General features: G+C 72.7%; 18 protein-coding genes. 15 read left to right on the forward strand and 3 right to left on the reverse strand.

Annotated features, from left to right (window positions below):
* The first annotated feature begins 331 nt into the window (after positions 1-331).
* From DB32_RS26680 to DB32_RS26725, 10 genes are all read left to right on the forward strand, one after another.
* Positions 332-1,249: a hypothetical protein gene (locus DB32_RS26680; protein ID WP_053235463.1), complete on the forward strand. Its 918-nt coding sequence runs from the start codon at positions 332-334 to the stop codon at positions 1,247-1,249.
* On the forward strand, positions 1,246-2,085 hold the full coding sequence (locus DB32_RS26685) for a hypothetical protein (protein WP_157069419.1): 840 nt from the start codon (positions 1,246-1,248) through the stop codon (positions 2,083-2,085). The genes DB32_RS26680 and DB32_RS26685 overlap by 4 nt, the downstream gene beginning before the upstream one ends.
* On the forward strand, positions 2,082-3,620 hold the full coding sequence (locus DB32_RS26690) for a hypothetical protein (RefSeq protein ID WP_053235465.1): 1,539 nt from the start codon (positions 2,082-2,084) through the stop codon (positions 3,618-3,620). Before DB32_RS26685 ends, DB32_RS26690 begins: the two co-directional genes overlap by 4 nt.
* A gap of 84 nt (positions 3,621-3,704) precedes the next feature.
* A complete protein-coding gene (gene cpaB / locus DB32_RS26695) occupies positions 3,705-4,466 on the forward strand; it encodes a Flp pilus assembly protein CpaB (protein WP_053235466.1) in 762 nt (253 codons plus the stop codon).
* The gene (locus tag DB32_RS26700) at positions 4,466-5,338 is read left to right on the forward strand and encodes a type II secretion system F family protein (protein ID WP_053235467.1); all 873 of its coding nucleotides are present in this window, start codon (positions 4,466-4,468) and stop codon (positions 5,336-5,338) included. Before cpaB ends, DB32_RS26700 begins: the two co-directional genes overlap by 1 nt.
* A 2-nt stretch (positions 5,339-5,340) precedes the next feature.
* Positions 5,341-6,237, forward strand: a complete 897-nt coding sequence (locus DB32_RS26705; protein ID WP_053235468.1) for a type II secretion system F family protein — start codon at positions 5,341-5,343, stop codon at positions 6,235-6,237.
* A complete protein-coding gene (locus DB32_RS26710) occupies positions 6,224-6,892 on the forward strand; it encodes a hypothetical protein (RefSeq protein WP_157069420.1) in 669 nt (222 codons plus the stop codon). The genes DB32_RS26705 and DB32_RS26710 overlap by 14 nt, the downstream gene beginning before the upstream one ends.
* Entirely contained in the window at positions 6,889-7,575 is a 687-nt protein-coding gene (locus DB32_RS26715; protein ID WP_157069421.1) for a hypothetical protein, read from the forward strand. The genes DB32_RS26710 and DB32_RS26715 overlap by 4 nt, the downstream gene beginning before the upstream one ends.
* Positions 7,572-7,775 carry a hypothetical protein gene (locus DB32_RS26720; RefSeq protein ID WP_053235471.1) on the forward strand — a complete coding sequence of 68 codons (204 nt, stop codon included), beginning with the start codon at positions 7,572-7,574 and terminating at the stop codon, positions 7,773-7,775. Before DB32_RS26715 ends, DB32_RS26720 begins: the two co-directional genes overlap by 4 nt.
* A 1-nt stretch (position 7,776) precedes the next feature.
* A complete protein-coding gene (locus tag DB32_RS26725) occupies positions 7,777-8,424 on the forward strand; it encodes a TadE/TadG family type IV pilus assembly protein (RefSeq protein WP_053235472.1) in 648 nt (215 codons plus the stop codon).
* Here the strand turns inward: DB32_RS26725 and DB32_RS26730 are convergent.
* Positions 8,394-9,236: a hypothetical protein gene (locus DB32_RS26730; RefSeq protein ID WP_157069422.1), complete on the reverse strand. Its 843-nt coding sequence runs from the start codon at positions 9,234-9,236 to the stop codon at positions 8,394-8,396. The two genes, DB32_RS26725 and DB32_RS26730, sit on opposite strands and share 31 nt — an antisense overlap.
* Here DB32_RS26730 and DB32_RS26735 point away from each other — a divergent pair.
* Together DB32_RS26735 and DB32_RS26740 are read left to right on the forward strand one after the other, a co-directional pair.
* Positions 9,175-10,422: a hypothetical protein gene (locus DB32_RS26735; RefSeq protein WP_053235474.1), complete on the forward strand. Its 1,248-nt coding sequence runs from the start codon at positions 9,175-9,177 to the stop codon at positions 10,420-10,422. The genes DB32_RS26730 and DB32_RS26735 overlap by 62 nt on opposite strands.
* On the forward strand, positions 10,406-10,954 hold the full coding sequence (locus DB32_RS26740) for a hypothetical protein (RefSeq protein ID WP_157069423.1): 549 nt from the start codon (positions 10,406-10,408) through the stop codon (positions 10,952-10,954). Before DB32_RS26735 ends, DB32_RS26740 begins: the two co-directional genes overlap by 17 nt.
* A 61-nt stretch (positions 10,955-11,015) precedes the next feature.
* Here the strand turns inward: DB32_RS26740 and DB32_RS26745 are convergent, their stop codons facing one another.
* The gene (locus DB32_RS26745; RefSeq protein ID WP_053235476.1) at positions 11,016-12,182 is read right to left on the reverse strand and encodes a hypothetical protein; all 1,167 of its coding nucleotides are present in this window, start codon (positions 12,180-12,182) and stop codon (positions 11,016-11,018) included.
* A gap of 33 nt (positions 12,183-12,215) precedes the next feature.
* Positions 12,216-12,812, reverse strand: coding sequence for a sterol desaturase family protein (locus DB32_RS26750; RefSeq protein WP_075097638.1), 597 nt, complete (start codon positions 12,810-12,812; stop codon positions 12,216-12,218).
* 156 nt (positions 12,813-12,968) lie between these two features.
* Between DB32_RS26750 and DB32_RS47115 the strand changes: the two genes are divergently transcribed.
* From DB32_RS47115 to dgcA, 3 genes are read left to right on the forward strand one after another with little or no spacing between them, the layout of a single operon-like run.
* Positions 12,969-13,619, forward strand: a complete 651-nt coding sequence (locus DB32_RS47115; RefSeq protein ID WP_053235477.1) for a TetR/AcrR family transcriptional regulator — start codon at positions 12,969-12,971, stop codon at positions 13,617-13,619.
* The gene (locus DB32_RS26760) at positions 13,616-14,071 is read left to right on the forward strand and encodes a hypothetical protein (protein ID WP_053235478.1); all 456 of its coding nucleotides are present in this window, start codon (positions 13,616-13,618) and stop codon (positions 14,069-14,071) included. The genes DB32_RS47115 and DB32_RS26760 overlap by 4 nt, the downstream gene beginning before the upstream one ends.
* Complete coding sequence (gene dgcA / locus DB32_RS26765; protein ID WP_053235479.1) at positions 14,068-15,027, forward strand: N-acetyl-D-Glu racemase DgcA; 960 nt, start codon at positions 14,068-14,070, stop codon at positions 15,025-15,027. The genes DB32_RS26760 and dgcA overlap by 4 nt, the downstream gene beginning before the upstream one ends.
* Positions 15,028-15,035 lie beyond the last annotated feature (8 nt).

A 15,035-nucleotide genomic window follows, 5' to 3' on the forward strand; every position in this document is an offset into this window, starting at 1 on the left:
GAACCCATCCTCTGTGGCTCTCTGCGGCGCTCTGCGGTGAGTTGCTTCCGCGTCCGAGACGAGCGCACACCGTCGCCGGTGCCGCTCGACTCCAGCGTCGAGGTCGACCGCTCCCATCGCGCTGTCCGCACGCCGCGCCCACCGACCAGAACCTGGACACACCCCTGCGGCGCCCTGCGGTCCTCGTGCCGCATCCGCGCGATCGCTGCGATCTCGAGCGAGCAGATCGTCCTCGGTGGCCACGCTGGCCGCTCCGGCCCTTCGAGGCACGTCGGTTGCGAAGGTGCTCGCCCGCCGAGTCGGACGCTCGGCATCGCAAGGGGTGGAACGGATGCGAGGGAGGACATGCCTTCTCGCGCTCGCGCTGGTCGGCGGCGGATGTGCCGCCGAGACCGCGGACGCGACCGAAGCGAGCGACGATCACGGGCACGACGCCGTGTTCTCGTTGCTCGATGCCGCGGAGATCGAGAGCGAGCTCGACGGCGCGACGGTGCACGACGCGGAGACCGAGTTCGTGCGCCTCTCGTACCTGTATCGCTCGCCCGCGCCGATGCAGATCGAGATCGCGACGAGCCTCGACGGCACGACGTGGTCGGAGTGGCGCGAGGGTGTGATCTCCGAAGAGGCGTCGGACGAGGAGTACGGCGTGTGGGTCGCCGACCTCGACGTCATCGACGACGCGAGCGCGCGCTACTGGCGCGTGCGCGGCGTGGACGTCGAGTCGCTGCCCACCGAGCTCGCGGTCGACACGCTCGACGCGGAGGAGCTCGCGTCCGATCTCGAGAGCGAGCTCGACGTCGATCCCGACGGCACCGAGATGCTCGAGGACGCGACCGTCGGCGTCGCGACCGAGTCGCTCGTCAACTTCCGCCGCTATCGCTTCGACCTCGGGCGCGTGGGTCGCTCGTGGCTCTGGCTGCTCCGCACCGCGCGCCGTCGCGGCTGGAGCGGGTCGCTCTACGGCTCGCGCACGGGCCTCCGCACCTACGCGCAGCAGGCCTCGCTCTGGAACCTCTACCAGAGCGGTCGCGGCGCGCCGGCCTTCCCGCCGTGGGGCCCGTCGCGCCACCTCGTGCGCAACGTCCGCCGCGTCGGCACGTGGTACCAGGCCGTCGACACGAACGACGTGCCGCGCCTCATCCGCATCGCGCGCGGGCTCGGCGTGTCGCTGCACCGCCCCTACTCGCGCGAGCCGTGGCACGTCGAGGCGCGCCGCTCGTTCGGTCCTCCGCGCGGGTGGCGTCCTTGAGCGAGAGAACCTCCTCGCTCGATCGGACGAGCGCGAGCGTCGCGGGTGCGATGCTCGCGCTCGGCGCGCTCATCGGCATGTCGTTCGTGCTCGGATGCAAGGTCGCGAGCGACGCCGATCCCGATGCCGGCGAGCTCGAGGACGTGCCGTACGTCGAAGAGACGTGCACGCCCGACGCGGACGACACGTTCTGCCCCGCGTACGCCGAGGCGTTCTGCGCGGCGCACGTCGCGTGCTGCACCGACCCCGACTTCCGCTACGAGTCGATGCAGCTCTGCGTGCAGCGCACGACCTGCATCTGCACGTCGTTCCGCAGCGGCGAGGCGGCGACGTCGGGCGCGATCACGTTCGACGAGGAGGCCGCCGACGCGGTGCTCGCGACGCTGCGCGCAGCGCCGGAGTCGTGCCCGGTGCTCGACGATGCGGGCGCGATCCTCGCCGACGCCGCGTTCCGCGGCTCGCTCGGCGAGGGCGCGGATTGTTCTCCCACGGAGAACGACTACTCGAGCCTCCTCGCGTGCGGCGACGGGCTCTACTGCTACGTCACCGACTTCGGCGACGAGACGACGCCGCCGCGCGCCGACTGCCGGCGCTACGTCCCCGAGGGCGGCGAGTGCGACGTCGGCGCGGAGTGCGCGCGCGGCTTCTACTGCGCGCCCGGTGCGGACATCGATTCCCCAGGCGTTTGCCGGCCCTACCTCGCGGCCGGTGCCGACTGCGAGATCGACGCGGAGTGCGCGAGCGATCTGTGCGACGAAGAGACGTACACGTGCGTCGCTCGCAACGCCGACGACACGTGGTGCGTGGACGCTGCCCCCGAGCTGCCCGCGGAATGATCGACGAGCTGGAGGACTGTATGCGCCAGGAGAACAATCTCGGACGTGCGCTGGTGGCGGTGATCGCCCTCGCGATGCTCGGATGCAGCAACGAGGTCGGCCCACCGGCGAGCGGATCGTGGATCGAGATCCTCGAGCTCGAGGAGACCCCCGACGCGCTCGACGTCGAGTCGCTCGACACGTTCGAGTCGGTCGAGGTGCTCGAGGATCGGCTGGTGTTCGACTTCGACGGAGCGTCGCCGCTGCGCGTCGATCACGTCGTCGCCGGCAACACGACCGACGGCTATCTGCGGCGCATCACGTCGATCGAGCAGGCGCCCGACGGGCGCGTGGTCGCGATGACGCGCCAGGCCGCGCTCCCCGAGTACTACCGGCAGCTGCACTTCCTCTTCCACTACCGCCCGCACCGCGTGGATCAGCCGACGGTCGCGGAGCCCGGCGTCGCGACCGAGTCGCTCGGCGGTGGATGCATGGACACCACGCCTTGCGAGATCACCGGTGGGCGCAGCTTCGGCACCGACACCGCGGGGTGCACCGCGGAGTACGGCGGCACGCTGTTCGCCGGGCCCTTCCTCGAGACCGACCTGACCGCGAGCCTCGAGTTCGATCACGGCATCGACATCGACGGTCCGAGCGTGTGGCCGCCGAGCATCGGCTCGGTCTCGTTCGAGCCCGACGCGTACTTCGTGGTCGACGGCTCGGTGCGCGCGGGCATGCGCCTCGAGGGCACCGGCGGCGCGCAGCTCTCGTGCGACGCGGACTTCGCGGCGCTGCTCGGCGGCGGCACGGCGCCCGAGGTGCGCCTCGCGGCGTTCGCGGTCGGCCCGGTGCCGGTCACGCTGAGCGCGGTGCCGATCCTGAACGGCTCGTTCAGCGCGGCGGCGGACGCGGGCGAGATCAGCGCCGAGGCGGGCGCCGAGGCGAGCGCGCACGCGGAGTTCGGCGTGAAGGACGGCGAGAATCACATCGACGGCCCGACCTTCGAGTTCGACTCGTTCGCCGAGGTGTCGACGTCGCGCGCGGGATCGCTCTCGGCGAGCGGCAGCATCACCGCCGGCCTCCAGCTGCGCCTGCAGGTCGGCTGGGACTTCTCGGTGGGCCCGGCGGACGTCGACCTCGGCGCGACGGGCACGGTCGATCTCACCGGCACGCTCGGCGTGGAGTTCACGTCGGAGACCGCGGGCTGCGCGTGGAACGTCGACCTGCCGTGGTCGTGCGAGGCGCAGCTGGGCGTCGAGCTCGAGCTCGCGGCGAACGCGTTCGGCGCGGGCTTCGACTGGTCGCACGGGCACCAGTGGGATCCGATCACGCTCGCCGAGGGGTCGCTCGGCTCGCTGAGCGGAACGCTGCCGTGGTGTGGCGAGCCTCCTCCGACGACCTGTGAGGAAGGTGCGGCCACCTGCACCGACGAGCTGCTCGACAACGACGTGTGCGCCGGGATGATGGGCTTCCGCGCTTGTGGCGCGGGCCAGTACGAGCGGTGCACGTGCACCGCGTCGGGCTGGACCGGCTGTCACTCGTGCATGGCGCTCTGAAGAGATCGCGCACGAGCGTTCTCGCTGCCACGTCGCGCGCGACGCCGCTATGTTGGTGGCCCACTCGCGGAGGTCTCGGAGATCGTGTCGGCACGAGTCGAGTCGAGCGCCCGCAACGAGCCCGCTGCGCAGCGCAGCAGGGCGGTCGTCGCGGGCGTGGTGTGCATGGCGCTCGGAGCGGGGTGTCTCTTCGTCTACATGCAGCAGTACGAGCAGCACGTGACGGGCGGCGCGTACGTGCAGGTCGCGGTCGTGACGCGCGACGTGCCGCTCGGGACTCCGCTGCGCGAGGACGCCCTCGCGACGCAGGACATGCCCGAGCGCTACGTCGAGCAGCGCCACGTGCGCGGCGCGGACGTGCCGCGCGTCGTCGGCGTGCGCGTGTCGAGCGCGCTGCGCGCGGGCGAGACGCTCCTGTGGTCCGATCTCGTCACGTCGGAGGAGCACCGCGATCTGTCGAGCCTCGTGCGCGACGGGCAGCGCGCGGTGAGCATCGAGGCGGACGCGACATCGACGTTCGGCGGGCTCTTGAGGCCCGGTGATCGCGTCGACGTCGTGCTCACGACGCGCGAGGGCAACCACGACGTCGCGTCGACGATCCTGCAGAACGCGCTCGTCCTCGCGACGGGCGCGGACATCGGCGCGGATCTGCGGCGCGATCGTCAGGGCACGACGCGCGCCGGGCAGGTGACGCTGAGCATGACGCTCGAGCAGAGCCAGACGCTCGCGGTCGCCGCGGCGCGCGGTGAGCTGATGCTCGTGCTCCGCAACCCCGACGACATCACGATCGTGCAGGGGCTACCCTCGCGGTCGAGCGACGATCTCGCGCGCGCAGAACGCCGGTGATGACGACCGTGGCGGAAGGCGGCGTGTCGTCGCTCTGGCTCTGGGTCGGCGTGATCGCCTCGAGCATCGGGCTCGCGCTCTTCGTCGGCGGGACGATCGCCGGCGGGGACAGCCCGCTGCGTCGCGCATGGAACGAGCGCGCGGCGAAGGACGACGCGGATCTGCGCTTCGTGCGCGCGCGCATCGGCGGCGATGCGTACCTCGCGCTGCAGGTGCTCGCGGTCGTCGCGGGCGCGATCGGGGCGGCCGTGCAGGACGCGCTGTGGCTCGGGATCGCGCTCGGCGGCGTGGTGCTCGCGCGCGTGATGCTCGCGCGCCGACGTGCCCAGCGCATCGCGACGATCGAGGCGCAGCTCGAGACGTGGCTCGGCTCGCTCGCGAACGCGCTGCGCTCGACGCCGTCGCTCGGTGAAGCGCTCGCGGTCACGACCGACGTGGTGCGCGGCCCGATCGCGGAGGAGGTCGACACGCTGCTCAAGCAGACGCGCCTCGGCCTGCCGCTCGATCGCGCGCTGCTCGACTTCTCGGATCGCATCGCGAGCCCGCTCGTGACGAGCGCGCTCGCGGCGCTGCTCGTCGGGCGTCAGACGGGCGGCGATCTGCCGGCGATCCTCGAAGAGACGTCGGCAGGGCTGCGCGAGATGACGCGCCTCCAGGGCGTGCTCGACGCGAAGACGTCCGAGAGCCGCATGCAGGCGTACGTGATGCTCGCGATCCCGTTCGTCGTGCTGTTCGCGATCCATCGCATCGACTCCGCGTGGCTCGAGCCGCTCTCGTCGACGACGGTCGGACTGCTCGCGACGATGGTCGCGGCGGGCCTGTGGCTGGCGGCGGTCGTGCTCGCGCGACGCATCCTGGACGTGAGCCTCTAGCGATGATCGGCGTCAGCGCGTTCGCTGCGGTGTTGCTCTTCGCCGGCGGGCTCGGGCTCGTCGCGGGTGGGCTCGCGACCGAGCCGGTGCGGGGCCCGGTGCTGCTCGGCATGCGCGGCCTCCGGCGCGGCGAGCTGCTCGCGCGCGGTGGGTTCCTCGCGACCGTGGATCCGGTCGTGCGCTGGCTCGCGCGATGGACGCGGCACCTGCCCTTCGCGGGGCCGCGCGTGCGTCTCGAGAAGTCGCTGCGCGAGGCGGGCGACTGGAGCGGCTACGACGTCGACGAGCTCCTCGCGCTCTCGTTCCTCGGCGCGGTGCTCGCGACGACCGGCGCGGCGGTGATGGTGCGCATCACCGATCTGCCGGGGACGATCGTGCCGTTCGCGGCGGCCCTCGGTGTGTACCTCCCGTTCCAGCACGTGAGCGCGACCGCGGCGCGCCGACAGCGCGAGATCGATCGCTCGCTGCCCGGCGCGGTCGATCTGATCGCGCTCGCGATGAGCGCAGGCCTCGATTTCGTCGCGGCGATCGCGCAGGTGATCGCGACCGGGAGCAAGCAGCAGGAAGCGCTCACCGAGGAGCTCGCGTACGTGACGCGACAGATGTCGCTCGGGGTCACGAGGCGTCGCGCGCTCGACGAGCTCGCGGCGCGCGTGCCGATCGAGCCGGTGCGCAACTTCGTGGGCGCGATCCAGCAGGCCGAGGAGAAGGGCACGCCGCTCGCCGACACGCTGAAGCAACAGGCCGCGACGTTGCGCATGCGGCGCAGCGTGCAGGGCGAAGAGGCCGCGTCGCGCGCGGCGGTGCTGATGATGCTGCCGCTCGTGCTGGTGATGTGCAGCATCCTCGTGGTGCTGATGGCGCCGTTCGTGATCCGAGGGCTCGATGCCGGGTTCTGACGACGTGAAAGACCCGACGACCGATCCGCTCGCCGACGCGGAGGACGTCGAGTTCCACGACGAGACGACGGTCGCGGAGCCGTCGCCCGTGTCGTCGGCTTCGAAGGCGGTCCCCGCCGAGCCGGCTGCGCTCGCGCTGCCACCGACGGTGATCGCGGAGGTCGAGGAGGACGCGGGCAGCGCGCCGCTCGCGAGCGTGCCGACGCGGACGCTCGGCCTTCCCGAGACCGTGATCACCGCGCCGATCGAAGAAGCGGGCCCGAGCGTGTCGACGCTGCGCTTTCCCGCGGCGCGCACGCGTCCGAGCGCGCTCGAGATCGTGGGGCGCGTGGTGGTCGGCGCGGCGATGACGTTCGGTGTGGGCGTGATCGTCGCGCACTTCGTCACGTCGGGCGCGGCGATCGCGAACGGACCGCTGCACGTCGTGGTCGAGGCGAGCGACACCGCACCGACCACCGACGCCGTGACGCCGCGCGCCGCCGACGTCGATACGACGGCGCGCCTCGACACGCTGGAGCGCCAGGCCGCGGAGCACCTCGCGAGCGGTCGCCTCGAGGAAGCGAGCGAGGTGTACGCGACGCTCGCGGCGCGTGCGCCGCACCAGCGCGCATACGGGATCGCGGCGCGCATCCTCGCCGAGAGGGCGCAACGATGAGGCGCGCGCTCCTTTGCGTCGCTGTGCTCGCGGTCCTCGGCTGCGACGTCGTGCAGCCCGGAACGCATCGCGTCGTGGTGCGCGCCACGCGCGACGGCGCGCCGATCTCCGGCGTCGCGATCACCGAGGGCGGCCTGCTGATCGGTGAGACCGGCGAGGACGGCGCGCTGCGCCTCGACGCGGAGCGACCCGAAGGCGCGACGCTCGAGCTCGTCGCGCGCTGCCCCGACGATCTCCGCGCGCGCCCCGATCACTTGCGCGGGCGCGTGCGCGCGTGGTCGCGGCGAGACGCGGAAGGACGCGTGTCCACGCCGCCGCTCGAGTTCGAGGTGCGGTGCGAGCGGCGGGTGCGCGACGTGGTCGTCGTCGTGGATGCCGGCCGTCCCGATCTCGACGTGCAGGTCGACGGTCACGTGGTCGCGCGCACCGACGTGGCCGGGCTCGCGCACGTCGCGATCGAGCAGCCGCCGGGACAGCGCTTCGTGGTGCGCATCGACACGTCCGCGCACCCCGATCTCGCGCCGCCGAATCCGGAGCAGCGCTTCACGGTCGGTGCGGAGGACGAGGTCTTCTACTGGTCGCGCCCGTTCGAGGCGGATCGCGAGGAGTCGGTCGCGTCCGCCGAGCCCTCGCGCCGTCGTCGTGGTCGTCGCGGCGGCGGCGGGATCGAGAGGCTGCGATGACGATGCGCCGGACGAAGACGCGTCGCGCGCCGGGCGAGCCCGCGCTGCACCACGACGAGCGTGGTGCCTATCAGGTCGAGTACCTCGCGGTGCTCGTGCTCGTCTCGCTCGTGACCGCGTTCGCGATCGCGACGGTCGCGATCCCGCTGGTGCTCTATCACGCCTCGATCCGCGAGGCGGTCACGTCGCCGGTGCCGTGACATGCGCAGCGTGTGGAAGAGCGAAGAGGGTGCGGCGTACGTCGAGTTCCTGCTCGCGTTCGTCCCGATCCTCACGCTCTTCCTCGGGCTCGTGCAGATCGGTCTGCTCTACGCGGGGAACCTCGTGGTGCAGCACGCGGCGCATCGCGCGGTGCGCTCCGCGATGACGGTGCTCGACGACGATCCCCGCTACTACGAGGGCGAGCCGCGGCTGGTGATCGACGGGCGCAGCGCGACGGCGGACGAGCTCGCGGATCAGCTCGCGCGGCGCGACGATCCGTCGTCGGCGCCGCGCCGGCGCCCGCTCTCGCGCCGGGCCGCGATCGAGCTCGCGGCGATGACGGTGATCGCGGCGATCGAGCCGCGCGACGGCGACAGCATCGCCGACGCGCTCGGCACGCCCGATCTCGCGATGCGCGCCGACGCGGTGCGCGCCGCGACGACGATCGACGTGCGCGTGCATCGACCGAGCGGCGACGCCGTGCCGCCCGAGGTGCGCATCCGCATCACGCACGGCTTCGCGTGCCGCGTGCCCGTGGTGCGCCGGCTGATCTGCACCAGCGGTCGACGCCCGATCGAGGCCGACGACTGGGGCACGGTGCACGTCGGCGACATGAATTACGGCGACGGCGACTGGGGGGCCCCGTGAGCGCCTGCGATCGCCACCAGCGTTCCGTCGTCGCGCAGCACGAGGTGCACGCGCCGTCCGCCGCGATCGGCGACGAGCACGCGCGCGCCGAGCTCGTCGCCGGACGCCACCGGCGCGCTCCAGCCGCGCGAAGGAAGCGCGCCCTGCGCCCATCGCTCGAGCGCCTCGGGATCGTCGTGCACGTCGTAGATCACCATCTGATCGCGCCCGTCCTCGCGCACGAAGCTGAAACGCCGGCGCGCGCCCGACGGCAGCGGAAGCTCGGGGACGTCGTCGCCGCGTGTGTCCGCGTGCGCGAGATCGTCGTAACGAACCGCGGCGTCCGTCCACACGATCACGAAGCGCACGCCGGTCGCATCGCGCCGCGCGTACGCGTAGCGCATCGCGCCGCTCGCCGCGCGATCGAGGCACACCACGAAGCCGCGATCGTCCTGCATCACGCTGGTGATCCCCGCGGTCTCCTCGGAAGGAGCCGATGCGATGACTGACGGCGCACGCATCGCGTCGGCGAGCGCGAGCGGATCGATCGGCGGCGACGCGCACGCCGCGCGCGCCACGTCGAGCGTGCGATCGAGCGTGCCCGCGCTGCGCCCCGCGACCGCGCTCACCGCGACGCCGTTGAGCCGGAAGCGCGTCGCGCGCGGCGCCTCGGGATCGATCATCGCGCCGTCGAGCAGCTGCGCGCCGAGCACGCCGAGCCCCGCGTCGTCCTCGCGCGCCGGCGGCGCGCTGCGCATGCCGATCCACGCGATGGCGATCATCGCCGACGTCATCAGCCCGGCGCCGACGATCGCGACGCGTCGATCCTGCATCGCCGCGCAGCATAGCCGCGCGTCGCTGATCCGCGACGAGGGCGGCGCGATCATGGTGGTCGGCCTCTTCATGTCCGTCTTCCTCGTCGGCGCGCTCTACGCGCTCGCCGGCGTGGGCGCGACGGTCGCGTACCAAGAGCGCATGCAGCAGGCCGCGGACGAGGCCGCGTTCTCCGCGGCGGTCGGTCACGCGACGAGCATGAACGCGATCGCGACCGTGAACGCGGCGAGCTCGGTCTCGCTCGCGGTGCTCGCAGGCGCGACGCTCACCGAGAGCGCGGCCGATCTGTGTGTGCGCTTCGGGATCATCACCGGCGAGGGCAACCCGCGCAGCGAGTACCCCGCGCCCGACGGCTTCTGCCGCCAGCTCCTCGATCGCTACTCCGGCGCGCGCGCCGAGATGCAGCCTCAGCTCGTCGAGGAGCTCCGGCGCGGCACCGACGCCGCCGACGCGGTCGCGCGCGAGACGCCGCGCCTCGCCGCCGACGAGGTCGAGAGCGTGCTGCGCTCGCGGCTCGGTCGCGACCTGCGACACGGCTTCTTCGTGCGCCGCCCGATGGCCGCAGTGCCCTCGGGGACGGCCGCGTTCTGCGCGCTCGCGAACCTGCACACGCATCGGCTCGCGGAGATCGCGATGGGCCTCGACATGGCGTACCGCATCATCGGCGAGGACAACGCGCACATCGGTCGGGACCTCCCGTACTGCCCCGAGGTCGACGGCGTCGACGCGTACGTGCCCGCGCCCGCGAACCGCCCCGTGGGCACCGAGCCCTACCAGGTTCGCGTCATCGCGATCGGCGACAGCCCGCGCCTTCGCGTGCTCGAGCAGGGCGTGAACGTCGCGCGCATCTTCAGCACGCAGTGGGTCGACGTCGGGCGCGGATCGCCGAGCGACATGGGCACGGTCGCGAGCGTCGTGGTCGCGCAGGCCGAGTACTACTCGACGTGGCACCTCGCGAACTCCGGCGACGATCTCGCGGAGCACTCGGTGGAAGAAGAAGCGTTCCGCACCGAGTGGCGCGCCCGATTGCGCCGCTGGCGCTTCCCGACCGGCGGCTCGGCCGATCCCGCGATCGCCGACCCGCTCTACGAAGAGTGGCTCCGCAGCACGGTGCTGCCGGAGTGTGGCGGCGCATGCGCCGACGTCGTCGACGATCTCTGGGCAGCACGTGATGCGCTTCATTGACGACAAGCGAAGGCGCGCCGGCGCGCGATCGCTGCTGCGCGACACGCGCGGCGGCGTGCACACCGAGGGCGCGATGGTCGCGGTGTTGCTCGCGACGCTGTTCGGTGGGTTCCTGTGGATCCACGGGCGCACGCGCGCCGAGATCGACGCCGTGCGCAGCGCCGGCCGCGATCTCTGGCGTCCCGCGCTCGAGGGATGCGACGACGGCGCGCCCGCACCGGCGCGCGGATGGATCGGCGGCTACCGCGGTGTGCAGCGCGACGTCGCGCCCGAGGCCGCCGATCGTCTCGAGGACGTGCGGACGTCGGACACGGTCACGAACGAGGTGCGCCACGCGCGGCGCCCCGAGATCCTCGGCGGCGGCCTCGTCGAGGTGCGCACGCGCGCGGGCACGGCCTGCAACACCGCGATGGTCGAGGGCGAGATCGCGTGGCAGGGCCGCGTCGTCGAGCTCTTCTGCGAGCGATACCCGCTGGAGCCGAACTGGGGAGCCGGCTGCGATCTCGGAGAACGACCTCCGAGCGGCGAATGACTTGCCGGAGTGCTCGCCCCCCAGGTCCCGGACGGGAGGGAACGGCGGGCGAACCGATTTCTCAACGAGACGCTGCGGCGCAACGCACGTCGCGCGTCTCGATCGCGAGCCCACCATCGCGCCGCGCGTAGGCCACCACGAACCCATCTGCGCGCCGCGCGACGTCCGCGACGAACGCACCCTCGATCGCGACGCGCGGCGCGATCGCATCGCCGGCTCCGTCGCGCACCTCGAGCTCGAGCCGCTCGCCGCCCCCCACGATCGCCGCCGTCCTGCGCGTCGCGAACGGCTGCGGCGGCGCCTCGCCCGGCGGCACCGCGCGCACGTCGCCGCGGACCTCTCCGTCCGCGCCGATGCGCACGAAGATCGGCCGCGCGAACTCGAACGCCGCGATCACCGAGAGCGCGCCCGCGTACCACTGGAACGACTCGAGCACGAGCGCCTCGTGCAGCGCCTCCACGTCGTGCTCGTCGAGCTGCGTCGAGAGCACGACGCCGCTGGTCGCGTCCTCCGCCGCGCCGTGCCGCCACAGCACGGCCCAGCTCCCGCCCGACACCGCGAGCCCGAGGATCTCCGTCGCTTGCTCGCGCGCGTCGATCCCGTCTCCCAGCGCACGCGTCGTCACCTCGAGCGAGCCCTCCCCCGCCGCGATCCGATCGAGCTCCGGCTGCGGGCCCGCGCTCGTCCGCGCGATCCACACCGCGTCGCCGCTCGCGCCCACGCGCACCGTGCGCAGCGCGCCGGGCAGCTCGATGATCACCGCCTCCGAGCGCACGCCCGCATCGGGCCCGAGGAGACGCGCGGCCAGACAATGGGTCGCCTCGTGACCCTCGGGGCACGCACCCCGCGTGATCACCACGAAGCGCTCGCCGTCGATCGCCTCGAGCGCGAAGAGCCCTTCCGCGCCCGGCATCGCGATCGGCTGCGGCGCCGCACCCTCGACCACGCGCGACGCGATCGCCGACACCGACCCGGCGTCCGCGTCGACCACGATCATCTGCGAGGTGTCGCCCACCGCGATCGCGACGCCGCGCACACGCGACAGACCGCTCGCGAACCGCGTGGGCTCGCCCGCCGTGCACTGCGCGACGAACCTCGGATCGTGCCGCGGCGCCGGCGACGTCGTCGTCGCTTCACGCGGCGGTGGCGGCGCGCCTTCGCGCTCCCCACCGCCGCACCCAGCCATGATCGCGATCGCTGCGATCCCTCCGAGAGCGAGCCTGCGCACGAGACGCGCGTCTACCAGCGCGCGCCTCGCGTGTCACGCGCTCGCGGGCTCGGCCTCGATCGGCGCGCTCTCGCTCGCGTCCGCCGGCTGCGCGGCCTTCTCGGCCGCGCGCTGCTTCCGGCGCTCCATCGCCTTCTGCATGCGCGCGCGATCCTCGAGCTCGCGCTGCGTGCCCACGTACGGCACGCGCGTGCCCATCAGGACGTCGAACCACGGGTGCGTCACGCACCAGTTCTTGTCCTGGTCGGGCCCCATGTGATGGTCGTAGTGCCAGGGCAGGTGCTCGCGCGCCCACTCCGGGTCCATGTGCGAGCGCTTGTGCTTCCGGTAGTAGTCGATCGCGCTGAACACCACCGTCGCGGTGAAGAACGGCGCGATCGGGAAGAGCGGCAGGTGCGCCGCCGCGCCGAGCGTGAGCATCAGCGCCTCTTTGCCCTGCGCGTGCCAGCCGAACACCGAGCGGTCGTAGTCGGGATCGTGGTGCCCGTGGAGGCGCACGTTCCGGTGGTGCTCGACCCAGTGGAACTGCCACAAGCCGCCCTTCTTCCGGCCGCGCTCGTGGAGGATGTACTTGTGGATCACCCACTCGCTCGCGTTCGCGTAGAGCAGCCCGAGAGGAATCCCGATCACGACGCACCTCCCTCGCTCGGCCCCGTCACACCAAACGATGACCGGACAGTCATCCTTTTATGTGACATCCCACGCGCCGTGTCCAGTCGGACTTCGGCGCGTGCGGTCCGGGCGTCGTCGGCATCGCCGGGCGAAGAAGGAGTCGCCGCGGTCGCCGTGAAGCGCGCACCGAAAGAGCGCCCCGGCCCGCCGGGCGGCAAGCGCGACGTCAACCGCAAGCAGCGGACGCAGGCGATCGCGCACGCCGCGCTCGGGCTCTTCCTCGAGAAGGGCGTCGAGGCCGTCACGATCGACGACATCGCGCGCGAGGCGGACGTCGCGAAGGGCAGCTTCTACCGCTACTTCGAGGACAAGACCGAGCTGGTCGACGCGATCTTCGAGCCGGTGTCCACGCTCGTGCGCGCGGCGATGCAGCGCTGCGAGGACGCGCTCAACGCGGCGAACGATCGCGAGTCGCTGGTGCAGGCGTACCAGGGGCTCGCGCGCGATCTGATCCCCGTCGCGGTCGGCTATCTCGACGTCGTGCGCTTGTATCTGCAGGAGAACCGCGCGCCCGGTCACGGCGCCCGCGCGCCAATCCGCGCGCTCGCGCTCGACATCGAGAAGAACGCGGTGAAGCTCACCGAGATCGCGGTGCAGAAGGAGCTGCTGCGCGTGCCCGATCCGCGCATCTCCGCGCTCGCCGTCGTCGGCGCGATCGAGCAGCTCGCGCTCGGCTTCCTCCACGGTCGCCTCGACGCACCGCCGCCGCAGGTCGCGAGCACGCTGATCGATCTCGTGCTCGAAGGTCTGCGGATCCGTCGATGAGCACCGAGCGCTCGACCACGACGGTGCCCGCGGGCGGCGAGCCCAAGGGCACGCCGATCCGCAGCGTGCTCGCGATCGTCGGCGGATGGATCACGCTGTTCGTGCTCGGCCAGCTGTTCCTCGGCGTGATCGCGTCGACGATGCCCGGCGACATCCCGTCGGGCGAAGGCACGCAGCCCACCGAGCGCGGCCTCGCGATCTGGCTCGCGGGGATGCTGCCGAACGGGATCGTCGCGGGCGTGATCACGGCGCGGCTCGCGGGCTGGGCGCCGATCGCGCACGCCGCGGTGCTCGGCGGGATCATCGGGTTCTTCGGGATGGTCAGCAGCGACGAGGCGCGCGGTCTCCCCGCGTGGTTCGCGATCGGTCGCGCGCTGATGCCCGTCGTGTCGATCGTGCTCGGCGGCGTCGTCGCGCGCGCGATCGACGTACGACGCGGCAAGCGCGCATGAACCGCACGGTCCGCGCCGAGCGCTGGCCGATCGCGGGCACGTTCACGATCGCGCGCGGCGCGAAGACCGAGGCCGAGGTCGTCGTCGTCGAGCTCGTCGACGGCGCGCACGTCGGCCGCGGCGAGTGCGTGCCCTACGCGCGCTACGGCGAGACGACGGCGAGCGTCATCGCGGCGATCGACGAGGAGCGCGCGCTCGATCGACGCTCGCTCACCGCACGCGGCGCCGCGCGGAGCGCGCTCGATCTCGCGCTGTGGGATCTCGAGGCCAAGCGCACGGGGCGCGGCGTCGCGGAGCTCGCCGGGCTCGACGTGCCCGCGCCGTTCGTGACCGCGACGACGATCTCGATCGACACGCCCGAGCACATGGCGAGCGCGGCGCGCGCGCTCGATCGTCCGCTGCTGAAGCTCAAGCTCGCAGGCGACGGCGCCGATCTCGATCGCGTGCGCGCGGTGCGCGACGCAGCGCCGCGCGCGATGCTGTGGGTCGACGCGAACGAGGGCTGGGACGCGACGACGTACGACGCGCTCGCGCCGAGGCTCGCCGCGCTCGGCGTCGCGCTCCTCGAGCAGCCCCTCCCGGCGGCGCACGACCACGCGCTGCGCGGACGCGCGCGCCCGATTCCGATCTGCGCGGACGAGTCCGCGCACGACGCGCACACGATCGCGTCGCTCGCCGATCGCTACGACGCGGTGAACGTGAAGCTCGACAAAGCGGGCGGGCTCACCGGCGCGATCGCGACGATCGACGCGGCGCGCGCCGCGGGCCTGCGCGTCGCCCTCGGATGCATGGTGTGCACGTCGCTCGCGATCGCGCCTGCGTGCCTGCTCGTCTCGCGCGCCGACTGGATCGATCTCGACGGCTCGATCCTGCTCGCGCGCGATCGCGAGGGCGGTGCGCGCTTCGAGGCGGGAAGGCTCGTCCCTCCGTCGCGCGCGCTCTGGGGTGCCGGCTAGAACTGGCG

This window comes from Sandaracinus amylolyticus, assembly GCF_000737325.1.
Lineage (GTDB): Bacteria > Myxococcota_A > Polyangia > Polyangiales > Sandaracinaceae > Sandaracinus > Sandaracinus amylolyticus.